The sequence below is a fragment of the Bowmanella denitrificans genome (assembly GCF_002887595.1).
Taxonomy (GTDB): Bacteria; Pseudomonadota; Gammaproteobacteria; order Enterobacterales; family Alteromonadaceae; genus Bowmanella; species Bowmanella denitrificans.
In genome coordinates this window covers 136133-155962 of the sequence record NZ_PEBU01000014.1, presented here as the reverse complement: position 1 = coordinate 155962, position 19830 = coordinate 136133, and the positions used below count along the sequence as shown (strand labels likewise).

The 19830-nt window shown below is 48.5% G+C and carries 15 protein-coding genes; 8 read left to right on the top strand and 7 right to left on the bottom strand.

The features are described from left to right. Window positions 1-77: 77 nt before the first annotated feature. From CSR04_RS21355 to CSR04_RS21345, 3 genes are read right to left on the bottom strand one after another with little or no spacing between them, the layout of a single operon-like run. Window positions 78-1169: a dipeptide epimerase gene (locus CSR04_RS21355; protein WP_102798370.1), complete on the bottom strand. Its 1092-nt coding sequence runs from the start codon at window positions 1167-1169 to the stop codon at window positions 78-80. Window positions 1170-1180: 11 nt separating this feature from the next. Beyond that, on the bottom strand, window positions 1181-2548 hold the full coding sequence (locus CSR04_RS21350; protein ID WP_102798369.1) for an SH3 domain-containing protein: 1368 nt from the start codon (window positions 2546-2548) through the stop codon (window positions 1181-1183). A 20-nt stretch (window positions 2549-2568) separates the two neighbouring features. Further along, window positions 2569-3720 (bottom strand): DUF819 family protein, encoded by a 1152-nt coding sequence (locus CSR04_RS21345; RefSeq protein WP_102798368.1) that lies wholly within the window; start codon window positions 3718-3720, stop codon window positions 2569-2571. A gap of 378 nt (window positions 3721-4098) precedes the next feature. Here CSR04_RS21345 and CSR04_RS21340 point away from each other — a divergent pair, with 378 nt between their 5' ends. The 4 genes from CSR04_RS21340 to CSR04_RS21325 all read left to right on the top strand — a co-directional run bounded on the left by CSR04_RS21340 (window position 4099) and on the right by CSR04_RS21325 (window position 10994). Beyond that, window positions 4099-7029 (top strand): carboxypeptidase regulatory-like domain-containing protein, encoded by a 2931-nt coding sequence (locus CSR04_RS21340; protein ID WP_245921807.1) that lies wholly within the window; start codon window positions 4099-4101, stop codon window positions 7027-7029. A 218-nt stretch (window positions 7030-7247) separates the two neighbouring features. Further along, window positions 7248-7640 carry a hypothetical protein gene (locus tag CSR04_RS21335; RefSeq protein ID WP_146027223.1) on the top strand — a complete coding sequence of 131 codons (393 nt, stop codon included), beginning with the start codon at window positions 7248-7250 and terminating at the stop codon, window positions 7638-7640. Continuing rightward, complete coding sequence (gene pbp4b / locus CSR04_RS21330) at window positions 7609-10077, top strand: penicillin binding protein PBP4B (RefSeq protein WP_102798365.1); 2469 nt, start codon at window positions 7609-7611, stop codon at window positions 10075-10077. The genes CSR04_RS21335 and pbp4b overlap by 32 nt, the downstream gene beginning before the upstream one ends. 122 nt (window positions 10078-10199) lie before the next feature. Continuing rightward, complete coding sequence (locus tag CSR04_RS21325; RefSeq protein ID WP_102798364.1) at window positions 10200-10994, top strand: MurR/RpiR family transcriptional regulator; 795 nt, start codon at window positions 10200-10202, stop codon at window positions 10992-10994. 524 nt (window positions 10995-11518) lie between these two features. Here the strand turns inward: CSR04_RS21325 and galE are convergent. The 4 genes from galE to CSR04_RS24800 all read right to left on the bottom strand — a co-directional run bounded on the left by galE (window position 11519) and on the right by CSR04_RS24800 (window position 15158). Then, window positions 11519-12535 carry a UDP-glucose 4-epimerase GalE gene (galE, locus tag CSR04_RS21320; RefSeq protein ID WP_102798363.1) on the bottom strand — a complete coding sequence of 339 codons (1017 nt, stop codon included), beginning with the start codon at window positions 12533-12535 and terminating at the stop codon, window positions 11519-11521. An 11-nt stretch (window positions 12536-12546) separates the two neighbouring features. Further along, window positions 12547-12840, bottom strand: a complete 294-nt coding sequence (locus tag CSR04_RS21315) for a DUF6170 family protein (RefSeq protein ID WP_102798362.1) — start codon at window positions 12838-12840, stop codon at window positions 12547-12549. 169 nt (window positions 12841-13009) lie between these two features. Next, window positions 13010-14563 (bottom strand): peptide MFS transporter, encoded by a 1554-nt coding sequence (locus CSR04_RS21310; RefSeq protein WP_102798361.1) that lies wholly within the window; start codon window positions 14561-14563, stop codon window positions 13010-13012. Between the two features lie 214 nt (window positions 14564-14777). Beyond that, window positions 14778-15158 carry a hypothetical protein gene (locus tag CSR04_RS24800; protein ID WP_146027222.1) on the bottom strand — a complete coding sequence of 127 codons (381 nt, stop codon included), beginning with the start codon at window positions 15156-15158 and terminating at the stop codon, window positions 14778-14780. On the opposite strand from CSR04_RS24800, the gene wecA reads away from it, so the two are divergent. From wecA to CSR04_RS21290, 4 genes are all read left to right on the top strand, one after another. Next, the gene (gene wecA / locus CSR04_RS21305) at window positions 15131-16195 is read left to right on the top strand and encodes a UDP-N-acetylglucosamine--undecaprenyl-phosphate N-acetylglucosaminephosphotransferase (protein ID WP_102798360.1); all 1065 of its coding nucleotides are present in this window, start codon (window positions 15131-15133) and stop codon (window positions 16193-16195) included. The genes CSR04_RS24800 and wecA overlap by 28 nt on opposite strands. 395 nt (window positions 16196-16590) lie before the next feature. Next, a complete protein-coding gene (locus CSR04_RS21300) occupies window positions 16591-18363 on the top strand; it encodes a polysaccharide biosynthesis/export family protein (RefSeq protein ID WP_102798359.1) in 1773 nt (590 codons plus the stop codon). 32 nt (window positions 18364-18395) lie between these two features. Beyond that, entirely contained in the window at window positions 18396-19181 is a 786-nt protein-coding gene (locus CSR04_RS21295) for an ABC transporter permease (protein WP_102798358.1), read from the top strand. Next, on the top strand, window positions 19178-19828 hold the full coding sequence (locus CSR04_RS21290; RefSeq protein ID WP_102798377.1) for an ABC transporter ATP-binding protein: 651 nt from the start codon (window positions 19178-19180) through the stop codon (window positions 19826-19828). The genes CSR04_RS21295 and CSR04_RS21290 overlap by 4 nt, the downstream gene beginning before the upstream one ends. The last annotated feature ends 2 nt before the right edge of the window (window positions 19829-19830 follow it).

Here is a 19830-nt window from a genome sequence, read left to right as displayed (position 1 = left end):
TATGTTTTCACTATTTGCAACGCGCACTTTTCTCAATTATCTCGCGCTTTAGCGCGAATTTTCGCGCGCGGCATCACTTACAGCATTTCCAGGCCTTTAATTTCCTTAATGCCCAGCCCAGGGGTATTTTCGATACTGATCTCGGCGCCGTTAAATTTTACATTGCCAATCACAGGGTCAAAGGCGCACAGGGAAGGGCCGTCCAGGTCCACCTTGGTAATAATATGTGATTTGGCCACCGCCAGATGGGCGGCAGCGGCCACGCTGATACTGGTCTCCAGCATACAGCCAATCATGCATTGAACGTCGAAGGTTTCGGCGATATCTGCAATACGGATGGCATTGGAGATACCGCCGGTTTTCATCAGCTTGATATTAATAATATCGGCGGCGCGCATTTTAATCAGTTCGATGACTTCTTTGGGGCCAAAAGTACTTTCATCGGCCATCACCGGCGTATGTACCCGCTCGGTAATATACTTCATTCCTTCTAAGTCATGACCTTTGACCGGCTGTTCTACCAGTTCCAGACGCACACCGGCATCTTCGAGTTTGGTCAGGGCGTATACCGCTTCTTTGGCGGTCCAGCCCTGGTTGGCATCCAGGCGCAGCAAGGCTTTGCCTTCTACCGCCGCATAGATGGCCTTAACCCGCTCGATGTCCACACCGATATCTTTGCCGACCTTGATTTTCAGGGTTTCGAAGCCGCGGTTTACCGCCTCGATACTGTCTTTGACCATCTTATCGATGTAATCCACGCTGATAGTAATATCGGTACTTAAGGTGGGTTCGCCGCCGCCCAGGATCTTATACAAGGGGGCGTTATAGCGCTGGGCAAACAGGTCATAAATGGCAATTTCTACCGCCGCTTTAGCACTGTAATTTTTGACGATACTGCCCTGAATCAGATGGGTTATGCGATTTAAATCCTCAATATCTTCGCCAATCAGCTTGGGTTTGATCATGGTTTTAATCGCTTCAATAATCGAACCATGGGTATCGCCGGTGATAACTGCTGTGGCCGGGGCTTCGCCATAGCCTCTGTGACCGGTATCGGTTTCGATAATAACGATCACATCCTCAACTTTTTCAACGGTGCGCAGCGCCGTTTTAAACGGGGTCTTAAGTGGCACCCTGAGCATGGCAAATTTGATATCAGTGATTTTCATGACTTTGACCCCTAACGGATAGTTTTAATGGTGTAGATCCTGTCCACATAGCTGGTGGACTGCGACAATCGCATGGGCAGAAGCGGAGTCACAGATACACCGTTCAGCCCTCCCTGGTAAAAATTGCCCTGTTTATCCACATAGGCCATGCCGTGTACATCATGGATAACATAAGGTTGGCCATGCTCCTCACCCAGATACATCACCACATGGCCGGGGATGTAAATCAGGTCACCAACCTGTAGTTTGTTGAGGGCGCTGAGTTTGTCCTGTGCGCTGCTGTTTTTATCAAAGCGGATATTCTGGCCATATTGGCCTTTGCCCTGCTCACCGGAGTTACGCGGCATCAGAATGCCAAAAGTGCGATAAACCTCTGACACAAAACCTGTGCAGTCCCTGGCGTTAAAGTCGTGGCCCCAGCCGTAGCGTTCACCGAGAAACTTAAAACCCTGGCGAATTATATTGGCCGGGGTAAAAGGCAGGTAACCCTGGTGCAGGTCCTGATTACGGCTGATCAGAGCGGGTTTAAATGACAAGCTGCCATTGGCTTCGCGAAAGGGCAGTTCCACCGCATAGCTGGCATAGGGATTCTGGCCATACAGGCGGTGATTGACGTCCTGATTACTCAGCAGGGGTAGCCTGACACCCATATCCAATTGTTTTTCCGACAGTTGCACAACCTCGGGATTATGATTGGTAAACACCTTTGCACCAGTTACTACCATAAAGGGCGTTTTTTGCCCGTAGCCCAGTACTTGTTCTTTTGTGCCAATGGCCACCGACGATGCCGGCAGCCAGGCCAGATAATGATAGGCACGGGCCAGTAACCATTGGCCGTCTTTACTTTGGTGATAAATCGCCAGGGCATCACCGGGAAACAGTCCGGTTTCGATAAAACGGTCAATATCCAGATCCATCTCCTGGTTATAGGCTTTATCCGCAGAGGGGAAGCGGCGCATATGAGTGCGCTCGGTCACCAGCGCAAACCGCACGGGGTTTAAGGCTCTGATGTTGGTGATATTCAGGTTTTCCAGATAAGGCTGGTAGTGCTGTTTGGTTAACTGGGTACCATCGGCATAGAATCTGTCACTACTGGGAATAGAACTGACCTGTTCGATAGCGGCTTTAAGATCTTCTGCACTTAAGGCCGCAGGCAGGTCAGCCAGGTCCTGTAGTTCATTCTGCTGGTTGAAGGTTCGCTGATTAAGCTGCTTGATTTGCGTTTGGCTTAACAGTACCTGATTGGCATCTTTTTGTTTTTCGACCCAATATTCGCTTTGCAGATGCTGCATCTGAATACCGATAACATCGGTGTCGGCAGCGCTGGCGCTGAAAGTCAGGAAACTCAGACCCAGAAATAATGCACAGAGTAATTTCATAATATTAATTTGCTTCCAATTCAAATGGCCGGTAGCAGATTGCCCACCAAAATGCCGCCCGCGGTACCGACTATATAGCCCAGTAACGCCATAAGTATACCAACAGGGATCAGGCTGCGAGAGTAGGACGCCGCCAGAATCGGCGCTGAGGCTACGCCACCAATATTGGCCAGCGACGCCACACCACAGGTAAACAGGTCCAGCCGGAATAACTTGGCCAGGGCCAGCATCACCAGCGCATGCAGTATCAGAATCAAAAGCCCGGACAGAATGAACAGAGGCGCCTGGCCGATATTGGCCACATTGCCTCTGGAGGCAATCAGGGCAATCAGAATAAACAGCATTAATTTGGATAACTCTCGGTCACCCCCTAAGTGTCTGAGGCGTGACTGGGCCACCAGCAGGCCTAATCCCGTAGCAACCACCACTTGCCAGGCGGTGCTGTTAAAAAATTCATTGCCTGGCAATATGCCACCCAGCCAGATAGCAGTCTGGGCCGCCACTGCGGCAGCCCCCAGCCAAAACAGCAAAGCTGCGCCACTGGCCGGTGCAATCTGTTGTTCATTCAACTGGGCGGCAACCTGATCAAGACGCGTATTGTCTGCGCCACTCCAGCGGTTAAACAGTTTGGCATGCGGGGTCAGGGCCAGCAGAATAAAGACCCACACCGCATAGTCAATGGAATCTACCAGCAGGGCAAAGCCCATACTTTGTTCATTAATACTGAATATTCCCTGCACCGCCACCATATTACCGGTGCCGCCCAGCCAACTGCCAGCCAGTGCCGCAAAGGTCTGCCAGCTCTGCGCAGGCAGCCAGTTGTGCATCAGCAAATGCACCACAATAATCGCCAGAATAATAGAGGCCGAGGCGGCCAGAAAGGTCAGCAATAATCTGGGGCCGAGTTTAGCGATAATGCGCAGGTCGGCCTGTACCATCATCAGAAAAATCATGGCAGGCAGCAAATTGCCTTTGCTGACTTTGTAGGCCTGGTCGATGGCTGGGCTGGCTTGCCAAACCGACAGACTGGCAGCGCACAGCATCACAAAATACAGTACCACCACGGCCGGAACCAGGGCAAAAAAGCGCTTGGCGGTTTTGTCTTCCAGTAGCGCCAGCAGGCCTGCACAGCCCAGTACCAGCGCTATAAAACCGCTTACAGAATCAATCATGGCTGAGGTCTCTTTTTTCTATGCCCTTGTCCATCGGCGAATCTTTATACACATTGAGTATCAAGGAATATTATTTCAAATCAATAATAAAGTAATAATAAATTATTTACATTGTGGAAATTGCTGATATTTTATCCATACTGGTGTAGGAGCAGCTTAACTTCAGGATGAAGTAAATATTCCTTGGTTGCAAGTTGTTTGGAATAAGTTATTTCAATTGGCCGGGAATAGTGCTAGCGTTAATAGCGGCTGTTCAAAAAGCCAGCAACAAGTGCATTGGTTTAAAACAAATACAACTGAACCAGGGATAACATAAACATGAAACTCAATAAGACTGCTTTTTCTAGAAGGCGCCTGGCATTGGCTACAAGACGGGCGTTGAGAACTCCTCTTTATTCCGTGTCTGCCCTGGCGTTAGCGAGTGCGATGGTTTGTGCCCCGGCTGTGGCTCAGCAGGCAGGCGGTATCAAGGGTAAAGTTACCGAGCAACAGGGTATGGCCGTGGGTGGTGTAACGGTAACCGCCACCAGTAATGTAATGCCCAAGCCCCGTTCCACCACCACCGCCGAAGATGGTAGCTACAATCTGCCACTCTTGATTCCCGGGCGTTATGAACTGACATTTACGTCAGCCGACGGCACCGTTCGTAAGGCCAGTGCTAATGTACTGCTGGACCAGGTTTCTAATGTCAGTATTGTGCTGGCTCCGGCCACGGCTGACGACACAGAGATTATTCAGATTGTCGGCAGTGCTATTGTCCGTGAAGGTAATTCTTCTCTGACCAACTCGATTGGTGATGATGTAGTGGAAGGGTTGCCGGTGGGGCAGAGCTACCGCGACCTGTTTAAGCTGGTACCAGGCGTACAGTATTCCGAGAATAGCACTCTGGGGCCGGCAGCTGGTGGTTCAGGAGTGGATAACAAATATGGCTTTGATGGCGTGGATGTTTCTCTGCCGCTGTTTGGCAATCTGGCATCTGAGCCTTCAACCCATGATATTGAAATGGTGTCGATGGAGCGCGGCGGTGCCAAGGCTAAGGGCTTTAATCGTGCTGGCGGTTTCGCCATGAACACCAAGTCCAAATCAGGGACCAATGAATTCCACGGTAAATTAGAATACAAGCTGGAGGATGCTAATTTTTCAGCCACCCCTGATGAAGGTCTGTATGAAGAGAAAGATAAGAGCTGGGTGACCGCCAACCTGGGGGGGCCGCTTATTGAGGATGAGCTGTTTTTCTATGCCTCTTATTATCGCCCGGAAGAAGATGGTCAAAGCAAAGTAACCAAATATGGTGAGGTTAAGCCCTTTAAGAGCGTCAGGGATGAATATTTTGGCAAGCTGACCTGGGCACCAACTTACGAGTTGTTGATGAACCTCAGCTACCGGACTTCTGAGAAGGAAGAAACCGCCGCGTCAATTGGGGAGTTTGATGCGGATAGCGCGTCTTCCGGCGGCACAGCGGACCAGGATATCCTGATATTTGACGGCTCCTATATTATCGATGACTACACAACCGTTAGTTTCCAATACAGTGAGTTTACTCTGGAAACAGCTGGTGTACCTGATATGGCTTTAGGTGTGGTGCCTACCATTGGCGGTTCGCTTGATATCTCGAATCTGGACCAGATGGGGTATTTCAATGTGCCGACCTTGCGCTCTGATGAGGGGTACGACCGTGTCACAGGTCAGGCCCTAATTGACCAATATGGCTATTTAGAGGGCGGTGTACGCAAAGGCGGTGGCGGAGTTGGTGGCTTCTTTCAGATTGATAACATTAATTTCTATCGAGACAGCTTTGAAACAGCCCTTGAACACGAGCTGATGTGGGGTGAGTCAACCCACAGTTTGCACTTTGGCTTTAAATGGGCCGAAAGTGAGGAAGAGCTGATTCGTGATTCTAACGGCTGGGGTTCTATTTCTTATATTGGCGGCCTGGAGACTGCTACAGATGGTACTCCCATTTATTATCGTAGCTATACCCAGCAATCCACTTTTGGTGATATTGAAAGCTCGGTGCCAGCCATTGTGTCATCCATCGAAACCTATAATTTCGAAATCAATGACACTATTGAACATGGTGATTTTACCTACAATGTTGGGGTACTGATCAGTAAGGATGTTTACTACGGTCAAGGTCTGCGGCCTAAAGACGGCACTGTGTCAGGCTATGAAGTAGCGCCTGGCAATAAATACAAAATGTATACCATTGACTGGAAGGATATGATCCAACCCCGTCTGGGGGTGGAATGGCGTTATGACGGTGAAAACACCGTATTTGCTAACTTTGCCCAGTATAACCCGGAAGCCAGTTCATTGGCCCGTGCAGCGTCCTGGGATAGAAATGCCCGCCCGCAAATGGAAGTATGGTTTGATGAGGACGGAAACTTTATTGAATCTACGCCAAGAGAGGGTTCATCCGGTAAGGCATTTCAGGATAATATGAAGCCACGTCGAATTGATGAATTTACTATTGGTACAACCAAACAGCTAACCGATGAATGGTTTATTCGTGGCCATGCCAGATACCGTGAAGGCTCGCATTTCTGGGAAGATGTACCAAATACTGCGCGTTTGTCCGGTACTTATGGCAATGGCTCTGTACCACAACATATTGCTGATAAAGGCCTGTATGTTGATAACCTGGATGCCATTCGCGCCGAAATTGGCGGGTCGTCTTATGTAATTGCCGAAGTGGATGACGGCCGGACCAAGTATTGGGAATTAAGCCTGGAAGCTGAATGGAATGGCGATAATACCTATCTGAATGCTTCTTACGTGTGGAGCCATTACTACGGTAACTTTGACCAGGACAATACCACGGCGACAAACGATGCCAATACTTTTGTTGGTTCCTCCAACTATAACGATGGTAATGGCCGTTATTCATGGGATAACAAATACGGAACCCTTAGCAGTGATAAACCGCATTTGCTGAAGGTTTATGGTTACTACACCACGGACTGGAATGCCAATATTGGGGCTTATTTGTTGTATCAGTCGGGTCAACCCTGGGAGAAATGGGACCCAACTGTGTATGGTTACGCCAGTACTGTTTCCGCAACAAACCGTTATGGTGAGCCAGCCGGTAGCAGACGCAGTCCAAGCCATTGGCAGTTAGATCTGAACTACACGCAGGATTTCCAGTTGACTGATGACTTTATGTTGAAGTTCCGTGCTGACCTGTTCAATGTGTTTGATCGCCAGACTGGTTACAACTTTAATCCTTATGCGTTCTCCGATACCTTTGGAGAAGCTCGTGACTACTACAACCCACGCAGACTACAAGTCTCTGTGGCGGTGGAGTTCTAAGCGGTTCACTATGGCCCTGCTGGCAGGGCCGGATAAAATCCTCGCATCCGTCGGGGATTTTTTATGTCCATGGATGGACGGTATGCCGCGATCGCATGGATGCGAAAGAGCGGCGATGTCCATGGATGGGCGGGACGAAAAACTGCTCCTGCGTTTTCGTCACTTCCGCCTTCCATGGCGGGCGTATGCCGTGGTCGCATGGATGCGAAAGAGAGGCGATGTCCATGGATGGACGGGCAGAAAAGCTGCTCCTGCGTTTTCTGCACTTCCGCCTTCCATGGTGGTCGGCAGAAAAGCTGCTCCTGCGTTTTCTGCACTTCCACCTTCCATGGTGGTCGGCAGAAAAGCTGCTCCTGCGTTTTCTGCACTTCCACCATCCCTGGTGGTCGTATGCCGCGATCGCATGGATGCGAGAGAACGGCGATGTCCAGGGGAGCGGGCAGAAAAAGCCTATCTCTCTGGCTTGTCTGACCGGCGCTAGCGGTCAAAAAGATGTATTAACGCAATTCGGTGCAATAAAAACACCATCGGATAACGAGAGACTAAGGCCATACGGTCTACAAAAACAAAGAGAGTGTTATGTCGTTTTTTCAGGGAATAGCCCGTGTTAGCTGGGTTGGCCTGGCCGCCCTGGCTGGGTTAGCCGGCTGTGCCAGTTTCTCGGTGCAGCAAATGCCATCCAACAGTTACAACCATAGAGTGCAGTTTTTGGTGATGCACTTTACTGCCATAGACTATCAGGCTTCGGTGGACGCGCTGGTTACTGGTAAGTATGTGAGCTCTCACTATCTTATTCCTGAACGTTTTGACGATTCTTATCCTGGCGGTGATGATTTACAGGTTTACCAACTGGTGGATGAGCACGATCGCGCCTGGCATGCTGGTAGCAGCTATTGGCAGGGGCGGCAGGACCTGAATGACCAGTCCATTGGTATTGAAATCGTTAATGTGCCGCGCTGCGAGCGCCCGATGGGGCATCACTTTATGGACCCGGAACAAAGCACGGAGCACGGTGATGGACGCCTGTGTATCTTCCCTGACTATGATCCCAAGCAAATTGAATTGCTGGTTAAACTGTCAAAAGACATTCTGGCCCGAAACCCGGATATCGGCCCAACACAAGTGATTGGCCATTCCGATATCACCCCGAGCCGCAAGAATGACCCTGGCCCGCGTTTCCCCTGGTACCAGTTATACAAAGAAGGTATAGGCGCCTGGTATGACAACGATACCGTCAACAAATACTGGCAACAATTTAGCCAGTCGCCGCCCAGTCTGGGCCTGGTGCAGGCAGCACTGCGTACTTATGGTTATGGCGTGCTGGAAACCGGGCAGATGGATGCACAAACACTGGATACTCTGTCAGCCTTTCAGATGCACTTTTTACCCTGGCATGTTAGTGGGCAGGCCAGTGATAAAACCGCCGCCACCCTGTTTGCGTTACTGGAGAAGTACTTCCCTGTCAGGCTTGAAAAGCTGATGCAGCGTTATGCTAAAGAGCAACTGCCGGATGTTGCGCCTGTAACGCTACCGCCATTGGGGCAGATTGATGAAGTCTTTCCGCAGCACAACCCCAGCGAGCGGCAGTATGTTAACGACAGGCGTATTTTTAAGGCATATGCCGGACAGGGCGAGATTATTATTGATAGCCACAATGCGCAAAGCGCCGACATTATGATTAATGGCCAGAAGCTGAATATTCAGCAGCCATTTAAGGCTAACCAGCAGTACCGTTATTCCCTGGCTAAACGCACTAAAAATGGCACCAACGTGCTGCAGGTGGCTAATGTTAGGCCATTAGGTGCTGAGATCCGGGTCACTATTCCTTATCCAACCCTCACTGAGGCTAAAACCAGCTCCTATAACTTTAAAGCCGTGGATAAACTGATTGGCGATGACATTGCCCAGGGCTTTCCCGGCGCGGTATTAATGGTGGTGAAAGACGGCAGAATCATTAAGCAGACCGCCTATGGCAATCAGCGGGTCTATGCTGATGACGGCAGCCTGCTGCCCAGCCCCCAGCCGATGCAGGTTGACACCCTGTTTGATATGGCGTCAAACACCAAAATGTATGCCACTAACTATGCATTGATGAAGCTTGCCAGCCAGGGCAAGCTGGATTTCAGTCAGCCTATCAGCCGCTATATTCCTGAGTACCGCGGCGCCGGACGTGAAGCCCGTACGGTAAAAGATCTGCTAACCCATACCGCCGGCTATGCCAGCTCGATACATTTTTATGAGCCTGATAACGCGCTGGGCGAACGCTTCTTTTCACAAAACAAGGCCAAAACCGAGCGTTTGCTATTAACTCAGGTGCCCTTTGAAACCGGCCGTCATTTGCGCAGCTTGTATAGCGACACTGACTATATGCTGCTGGGCATATTGGTTGAACGCCTCACCGGCATGCAACTGGACAGCTATGTGGAAAACCAGATTTACCAGCCGCTGGGCCTGCATCACACCATGTTTAACCCGCTACATAAAGGCTTTGTAAAGGGCCAGTTTGCCGCCACAGAAATTCAGGGCAATAGCCGCGGTGGGCGGGTCGATTTTGACAATATCCGTACTTATACCCTGCAGGGGGAAGTGCATGATGAAAAGGCCTTTTATTCCATGGGCGGGGTATCCGGGCATGCCGGGCTGTTTTCCCGCGCCGAGGATATGGCGGTGCTGACTCAGATTCTGCTCAATCGCGGCGGCTACGGCCAACAGCAGATATTCAGTGCAACCGTGCTGGATCAGTTTGCCAAAGCATCAGACAAAGATATCACTCAGGGGCTGGGCTGGCGCCGCGCAGGGAACGGTGAGCGGGCCTGGCACTTTGGCCCTTATGCCAGTCCACAGGCCATTGGCCATACCGGCTGGACGGGTACGGTTACGGTGGTTGACCCGGCTTATGACCTTGCCATTATTCTGCTTACTAACCGCAAACACAGCCCGGTGACAGATAACGAGCAGGGATACGGCTTTGCCGGTGACGAATATGAAACGGGGCGATATGGTAGTGTGGTATCGCTGGTTTACGAAGCCATTCTGGCTAAACCCTGAATCTGCGGCTTATACGCACAGAATGGGTGACCAGAATAAAAAAAAGGTTATGCTAGGACGTTATACCTTTGTAAAGAAATTGAATGGCCTATGGGCATCAAACCTGGCGCTAGGGAGAGATTTTGACCTGTTTACTGAAGATGCAAGCCATGCGTGAGCATATGTCTTCCAGTGAGAAGAAACTGGCGGATTTTATTTTGGATAATACCCATCTGCTGCGGGATTATTCGTCGCAGCAGTTGGCCAATGCAGTGGGGGTCAGCCAGTCCAGTGTGGTGAAATTCAGCCAGAAAATGGGCTATCGCGGTTACCCTGATCTGAAACTGGCGGTCAATGAAAGCCTGGCCAGGGGGCTGGGCCTGCAAAACCAGATGGGCCAGGCTGTCAGCGCCGATGAGCAGGAGTCCATTACCGACATTATTCGCCAGGAAGCCCTGAAAACCATTGATTATCTGGCCGAAGTGGAGGCTTCCGACAGTTTTGTGCAGGCAGTGACCGTACTGGCCCATGCCGCTTGTGTGCAGGTGCAGGGTAGTGGTGAAGGCTGCTATCCCGCTACCCGCTTGGCGCAGGGGTTGTGTGAGGTACAAAAACAGGTTCAGCATGTTAATGATCAGCGCCTGGCCTTGCTGCTGGCCGATCAGGCGGTGGACAACAAGGTGCTGGTGGTGATTAGCATCGATGACAGCGACAACCATTTGCAGGAACTGATTCGTCTGAACCGCGCGCATCGCAGCAAAATTATCGGTATTTGCAAATACGGCGACACCCGCCTGCCCAGCCTGTGTGATATCACTCTGCAGATGCTGGTGGATTGTCAGCATCCGGATGTGGTACTACCGCCGCAGGCGATTAACTTGTCTTATCTGGTGGATTTACTGGTACTGGCGCTGCAAAAAGCCGCTAAAAAAGGTTAGCTGATTCGGATATATCACACAGAGACGCTGAGGGCGCAGAGAAGAGCTCGCAGAGTTTTAAGATCTTCAATTCCTCTGTGTTCTCTGTGCCTCTGTGGTTTTTTCTGCTTTTACGCAAATACATTGTCACCACAGAGGCACGAAGAGCACGGAGATTCACAGAGATTTCAGGGCATTATCTCGGTGAACTCCGCGGCTTGGCGTGATACCGGAATCTTCACACAGAGGCGCTGAGGGCGCAGAGTGAAGCACGCAGAGTATTCAATGTCTTCAACTCCTCTGTGTTCTCTGTGCCTCTGTGGTTTTTTCTGCTTTTACGCAAATACATTGTCACCACAGCGGCACGAAGAGCACGGAGATTCACAGAGGTTTCAGGGCATTGTCTTGGCGAACTCCGCGGCTTGGCGAGTAGCTTTAGCTGAAAGCGGAATCTTCACACAGAGACGCTGAGAGCGCTGAGAAAAGCTCGCAGAGTTTTAAAGGGTTTTAGTTACTTTGCGGCTCTGCGAGAATGTATTGTGTGTTCAGGCTTGGTAACCGTTAGGATTTTGCGACTGCCAGCGCCAGGTGTCCTGACACATTTCCTCGATGCCTTTTTCTGCTTTCCAGTTAAGCTCACGTTCTGCCAGACTAGCATCGGCATAACAGGATGCCACGTCACCAGCGCGGCGCGGGGCAATTTTATAGGGCACCGTTTTACCGCTGGCTTGTTCAAAGGCTTTTACCATATCCAGTACGCTATAGCCCTGACCGGTCCCCAGATTATATACCTTAAGTCCCGCTCCAGGCAGTTTATCCAGCGCTTTTAAGTGGCCCGCCGCCAGATCCTGCACATGAATATAATCGCGCACGCCGGTACCGTCCGGCGTCGGATAGTCATCGCCGAATACGGCCAGTTGTTCACGACGTCCGGTCGCCACCTGGGCAACAAAGGGCATCAGGTTATTGGGAATACCATTAGGGTCTTCACCAATTTGCCCTGAGGGGTGGGCACCGACCGGGTTAAAGTAACGCAGCAGAGTGATATTCCAGCTTGGGTCGGCTTTGTGCAGATTCTGCAGGATCAGTTCCACCATCAGTTTGGATTGGCCATAAGGGTTGGTCGGACGGCCGGTTGGCATGGATTCCAGCAATGGCAGGCTGACCGGGTCGCCGTACACAGTGGCAGAAGAGCTAAACACCAGGTTTTTTACGCCATTGGCCTGCATGGCCTCACATAAGGTCAAAGTGCCATAAACATTGTTCTGATAGTAACGCAGGGGCTGTTCAACCGACTCGCCCACGGCCTTGAGACCAGCAAAATGCACAACCGCGTCAATCTGCTGCTGTGCGAACAAGGTGTTCAGCAGGTCGGCGTCGCGAATATCACCCTCGACAAAGCTAAGGGGTTTGCCACACAGTTCTTGTACCCGCTGCAGGGACGCTTTTGAGGCATTACTCAGATTATCCAGCACGGTGACCTGATGATTTGCTTCAAGAAGTTGCAGCACCGTATGGCTGCCAATATAGCCGGCGCCGCCGGTCACCAGAATATGAGACATAAAGACCTTCCTTATTGGTTGCGATCCAAACTGATATATTTCTCGCACAGGCCATATTGTAAAGGCCTGAGCAGTAAGGGATAAGCCAACAATAGCAATGCCACCCAAATAATTGCCGTCCAGTCGTCGGACAAACGTAAAATCAGTACAAAGGGTGGCAGCAATACCAGCAGTTTGACCAGGTTAAGCAGCATCTTCTCGGGGCCGGTAAGCTTGCTACTGGCTTCTCTTAGTTTGTGTAGCCGCTGCTGCAAAGGCAGTTGGGCCAGGGCCGGAATGTGACGAGAAGAAAAATACAATTTCATGGCATAGTTGCTTGTTTGGCAATGGCGGCAAGCTTACCCGAAATTATCCGGTGATGCAGTGTCTGGTGGGGTTTAGGAGCGAGAAAAATAAAAACGCCCGGCGAACCGGGCATTAGGGGCTGGATTTGAACAAAATCTATACTCGAAAGGCAAACAGCCCCTTGATATCTTATCCGTGGCTGGCTTGTGCCTGGCCAACCGGTGTGGCCGGACCGCTTTGTGCGTCAGGCTTGTCTGCCAGTTTTTCCCAGTGACGGGTTTTTAATGCCAGCAGGAAAATCACGATGCCAACCGCAATGCTGAACAGGGTGATTTGCATAAACAGATCCGGCATTTCTGCTGGTTTCTCCGGGTCGAAGTTACCGGCCAACAGGCCTGCTACTACGTTGCCTATGGAGTAAGTCAGTACAAATACACCCATCATCTGGCCAGCCATGCGCTTAGGCGACAACTTGCTGACTGCGCTAAGCGCGACAGGGCTTAAGCACAGCTCACCAACGGTATGCAGGAAGTAGGTGGCAATTAGCCAGAAAGGTGCCACTTTCAGGCCACTGGCGGCCAACTGAGCGGCAAAGAACATAGTGATAAAACCGGTGGCCATAATTACCAGACCTAAGGCGCTCTTAAAGCCATAGGAAGGGTTGATCATACGTTTGCTCAGGTTAATCCACAGCGCCGCGAAGAAGGGCGACATAATCACCAGAAAAATAGAGTTGGCAGACTGGAACCAGGCGGTGGGAATTTCAAAGGTGCCAATCATACGGTCGGTTAAATCGCGGCCAAATAAGTTCAGCGAAGAACCGGCTTGCTCAAAACCGGCCCAGAAGCAAGTAGATGCCACGCAGACCAGGAACAGTGCCAGCAAACGACGGGTTTCATCGCCGCTCAGTTTGCCAAACATAAAAATGGCCAGGTAGTACAGCAGGAACACCGCAGTGATGGCAATAGCTACATACTGAGCCATGCTAACCGGATTGATGCTGATTTGGCCATTCATGGTTAAAACAGTAATCAGGGCCAATGCGATCAGAAAGCCGACGATAATTGTCCAGCTTAACCTTGCGGCACCAGGTGACAGTGGCTCGGTCGGACCATTACCAATATTGGCCAGTTTGGGTAAGGTCATTCGATACTGAATCAGACCCAGGCCCATACCCACTGCTGCGGCACCAAAAGCCCAGTGCCAGCCCATATTGGTTTGCAGGTAACCACAGACAAAATAACCAATAATGGAGCCCATGTTGATACCCATATAGTACAGGGTATAACCGGCATCGCGGCGGTCGTCATTGTCGCTGTAAAGCTGGCCAACCAAGGCACCAATATTGGGTTTCAGCAGACCGGTGCCCAGTACCACCAGAATCAAACCGATAAAGAAGGTGTGGTCTGAAGGGATAGCCAGCACAATATGGCCGGACATAATAATGATACCGCCGTACCACACGGCTTTTTGCCCGCCGATTAAGCGGTCTGCCATCCAGCCGCCGGGCAGGCCCATAAAATACACCGCACCGGTGTACAAACCGTAGATCGCCGTGGCCGAGGCCACCGTGATAGCCAGGCCCTGCTCTTGCAAGCTGGCGGTCATAAATAATACCAGCAGGGCGCGCATGCCGTAATAACTCATACGCTCCCACATTTCGGTGAAAAACAGGGTGGATAAGCCGCCGGGATGGCCAAAAAAGGCCTTATCTAATTGACTGTTATTTGAAGGCGTTGTCATTGACCAAGCCCCCCCTCAATGCGGCGCAGGGCCGGCAAACTCATGTCGGATGGTTTCATTGATCCTTCCTTATTTAGTAATAATTATCAGGAGACAAAGGCTTAGCCGGTTGAGCTGCAATGTGGGTACAAAAAACCAGCAAACACGCCTGTTGCAAGCGCCCGGTTATACAGCCGCAGCCGGGTAAATGCAAGCGATGTAAAGGCATTCGGTGTTACACTTGCTTTGCTGTATTGCTTAATGCTGAACGAGTATTCGCAATACCAAGATTGCAAAAAGAAACATAGAGGCCGTATTTTGTAGCATTTTCTGGCTGGTGCAGTGAGCTAGGCTTTGTTACCATTTTGCGCGGAATACTGGAAGCTTGGTTGTCGCCTGTGAACAACATGGTAGAGCGGGCAAAGCGCTTCCTGAGGATAGTATTCTTAAACAAGGTAATAGGTAAGGGATTATCTGTCAGATTACAGGTAGAAAATGCGATGAAGCCTAATAATAACGATAAAATTGGTATTTGATGACTGTTTCCCTGAGTAGATCTACCCGTTTCGGCCTTTGCAAGGATTAATAATGTTCGCGTATTTGGAAGTTGTTCCACTTTTTACTGCATTTATTGTCGCCTTTTTTTCTTTGGTGGTGATGACGCCCTTTGCTCGACATTTAGGTCTGGTTGATGCGCCTGATTATAGAAAACGCCATACTGGTTTAGTTCCACTAACAGGCGGTGTTTCAATATTTCTGGCAGTTCTGACCGCAAGTCTGGTTACCGATGTGTGGATGAAAAACTATCCATTGTTCTTTACGGCGTCTGCTTTTGTAGTTCTCTTAGGTATGTTTGATGATCGATTCAATTTGAGTGCCAAGGGTCGATTGGTTTGTCAGTTTGCTGTTGCGTCAATCATGGCTTGGAGCGCCCAAAATTATATCACAGACTTAGGCAATATTTTCGGCTATGGCGACATAGAAATTAGTAGTATAGGTTATTTCTTTACTTTGATTTGTGTGGTTGGGGTTATCAATGCGTTCAATATGATTGACGGCATAGATGGCCTAGCTGGTGGAATGAGTCTGGTGGTCTTGTTTGCCGTGGTGTTCTTAATGCTGATCTCAAATAATGGAGATGCCATCATGGCACCGCTGATAATAGTATCTGCATTAGTACCATTTATGGCTTTTAATCTCAGCATTAAGGGCTTTCGGGGAAATAAGATATTTATGGGAGACTCGGGCAGCATGTTCATTGGGTTGACCATTGTCTGGCTTCTGGTTGAATTTACACAAGGTAGTCAACCTGCAATGCGCCCTATCACCGCTGTTTGGCTTATAGGCTTGCCATTGATGGATATGGCGGCAATTATGTATAGACGCGCAAAGAAAGGGCAGTCTGTGCTTCAACCTGATAGACAGCACTTACACAATATATTTATGCGTGCAGGCTTTTCTCAGACTAAAGCACTTGTTTTCATTATTGCTATAGGTGCAATTTATGCAATGGTTGGCATTGCTGGTGAAGTTTTAAATGTGCCGGAATACATTATGTTCGGTTTGTTTATGTCAATTTTGATATTGTATAGCTACGTGTTACAAAATATCTGGAAAATACTTAGGGTAGTCCGTAAACGTAGTGAATTATAAAATACCAGAGTTATGTATAAGATGAAGTTTTTTTTAACAGTCTTTCTTGCCGCCATATTAGTTGGTTGTGCGTCTGGTCCGCCACAATTGTCTTCTTCTCGTATACCTGTCGAAAAATCACCTCTCCTAGTTTCCAGGGATGTACCGTACTCATACGTAGGGGTATTAAACGATGAGACAGCTACGGAGATTAGACATGATGGTCACACGATTTCGATCGGAAAGTTTTACTTTTCTGCTGCGGGTAATGAATGTCGTCAATTGCGACTCCAATCGACTGTTTCAGTGAATGAGAATATAAATGTTGTCTGTCGGAAAAACAGCTCGAATGATTGGTTTATTACGCGACCTATATTAGCGAATGACGAATTGGTATGGATTTTAGGAAGTAACTGATGAAGCGTTTTTTTACTCTGCTGCTAATGCTTTCCTGCTTTACAGTCCAATTACAGGCGCAGTCGTTAAATTCTCAAGTTGAAAGTACCAATGAGAGTGCAACTGAGTCTGGTTTTATACCGTCAACTACAGTCCCACAGATGCAAACTGGTTCGGTTGTTCAAAGTCAGGGGGTTGATGTTTCTAGATACATGCAAAGTGCAAATAGCAACTCTGTGGCTCCAGCTTATCAGGCATTGTCTGGCGAAACGTTATCTCCCCAGCCCTATGGGGCCAGTTTGTTTACTGGAGGGTATGAAGCGCAGCGTAGTGATGGTATTAACCCCGACTATAAAATTTCTCCGGGCGACAAAGTATCCATTTGGCTTTGGGGTGCGGTTAATTTTGCAGAAGTTTTAACGGTAGATAACCAAGGTAACCTTTTTGTTCCTGAAGTGGGACCCGTACATGTATTAGATTTGCCTGCCGGTAGTTTAAACAAAACGGTAACTGATAAGATAAAGGCGGTCTATGTCAACAATGTCAACGTATACGTTAATTTGCTTAATGCAACACCAGTTAGCGTTTTTGTAACGGGACCCGTCATTAGACCGGGAAAATATGCCGGTTTGGCGTCTGATTCAGTGCTTTCATACTTACAACGAGCTGGTGGTATTGACCCTGTGAGAGGGAGCTATCGTGAAATCTCTTTACTCCGTGACGATAAAGTAATCTTGTCATTTGACCTATACCATTTTCTAAGAGATGGAAAATTGGCAAATGTACCGTTTAAAGACAATGATGTGTTGTTAGTGGGGCAGCAAGGGCCTTCTGTTGTTGTGGATGGTGCCGCGAGATACCCCTTTACGTTTGAGTTGAAAGATAAGTCTAGCATGGGGAGCGAGCTCAGTTATTATGCGCGTCCACTAACAAAGGCAAGTCATGTGGGCATAATTGGGAATAGGGAAGATGGTCCACTCTCTGTTTATTTGCCAATAAGAGATTTTGATAGTTTTTCTATTCAGGATGGTGACAGGGTACTTTTTAATGATGACTTACGCGCTGACGTAATCAGTATCAAAGTGTCTGGAAGTTACCTAGGGCCTTCTTACTATGCTGTGAAACGAGATACTCGTCTGATGGAACTGCTCAGCTATATTCAGGTGGACAAAGAGCAAGCTAACCTTGGCTCGATTTATTTACGTAGGAAAAGTGTCGCTGCTGCACAGAAACGTATGATTGATGAATCGCTGCAGCGCCTCGAACGAAGTGTTTTTACTGCCCCTACATCATCTACCGGAGAAGCTGGAATAAGAGCGGAGGAGGCAAAGTTAGTCGCTAATTTTGTTCAGCGCGCAAGACAAATAAAACCATTGGGAAAAGTAGTTGTTTCTGGTGACGGAAATACTGCCAACATAAGGTTGGAAGAAGGGGATGAAGTTGTCATTCCGCAAAAGAGTGATTTGGTGAATATTGCCGGTGAGGTATTACTGCCCCAAGCCGTTGTTCATAATCCCAGTGCAAGTATAAGTGATTATATCGTTTGGGCTGGCGGCTTCACTGAAAGAGCCGAACCCGATCGAATCGCTGTGGTGCATGCCAACGGGCTCACGACTTTTATGGATATTGGTGAGGGGAGTTGGTATTCAGGAACGCAACTTAAGCAGATAAGTCCTGGAGATGAAATCATTGTATTACCGAAAGTCGATACCAAAGTTCTGCAAGCTGTGAAGGACATCACACAAATAGTTTACCAAATTGCTGTGGCTGCCAATGTCGCCCTTAAGGATTGATCCTGAATATAGGGGGATATGGGAGATCACCATTGGCTAGAAAGACAAAAAGAAACCCCTGGGTCATCTGGAAAGATGTAATTTTTGCATTATTTGCCAGAGAAATACGAGTCGGTTTTAATGATCGCTTGGGAATTGGATGGGCAATTCTCCAGCCTATTATTTTTATTTTTGTCTTGTCTTTTTTCCGCGGACGCCTTGATCAAGGTGAAACCCATACCATTCCAACCTTTGTTTTTATCGCATTTGGTATGGTGCTAATTCAGTGTTTCCTGCAAACCTTTACTGCGGGTGTGAAGGCGATAAAAAAGAACAAAGCACTTTTCGCATTTAGACAAGTTCAGCCAATTAGTGTTGTACTAGCTAGTGGATTGTTTGAATTGTTGATAAAGATCTTTGTCAGTCTAGGAATGGGGCTGATGATGTATTTTCTTAACCTTGATTTTCAGCTTTCAGATCCTCTTAGCTTCATTTTTTATTTCTTGATACTGTGGCTATTTTCACTCAGCTTAGGCTTTTTAGTGGGCATTGCTGTTTTATACATTCCTGAAATTGATAAGATACAAAGTCTTATGACCAGGCCTCTGTTTTTTATCTCGGGAGTGTTTTTCTCCCTGCAGGATTTCCCTAGTGATTATTGGTGGCTATTAGATTGGAACCCAATTCTACATGCCATTGAGTTAAGCCGTTTTGCTGCTTATCCATCTTATGGTCTGGTCGGAGTGAGTAATTCTTACTTAGCGATATGTGTACTTATATCGACTTTTCTTTCTTTGTCTGTTTATCAGGCGTGTTGGAAGAAGGCGATTTCACGGTGATAAAACTACAGGGTGTAACTAAATTTTATCAAACTGAACTCGGAAAGAAGTATATTTTTAAAGATTTATCTTTTGAAATACCTACAGATCATAATATTGCCATTCTCGGATCAAATGGAGCTGGTAAGTCTACTTTATTTAGGTTGTTAGCAGGTAGCGAGTATCCTAATAAAGGCAAAGTTGTTACGCACTTAGAGCTGTCTTGGCCAGTTGCGCTTGCGACAGGAATTCATGCCGAAATGACGGGCAGAGAAAATACCAGATTTATCGGAAGGATTAATGGTGTTAATGACCTGTTGGAATATGAAGATAAGGTTAAAGCATTTGCCGAGTTAGGCAAAAACTATGAGTTACCGGTCAAGACCTATTCCAGCGGAATGCGTTCAAGGCTGGCTTTTGCCTGTTCAATTGCAATAGATTTCGATGTATATCTGATTGATGAGGTTACATCTGTTGGAGATGCCGGGTTCAAGCGTAAGGCAAAACAAGCGTTGTTGGAAAAAAGTCGGGACGCCAGCGTGATAATGGTTAGTCATGATATGCGTGATATCCGTCAGTTTTGTGACAGTGCCATAGTATTGCATGCTGGAGAACTCACTTTTTATAACGATTTAGACGAAGGAATTCGTCATTATCAGGCTTTATAGAA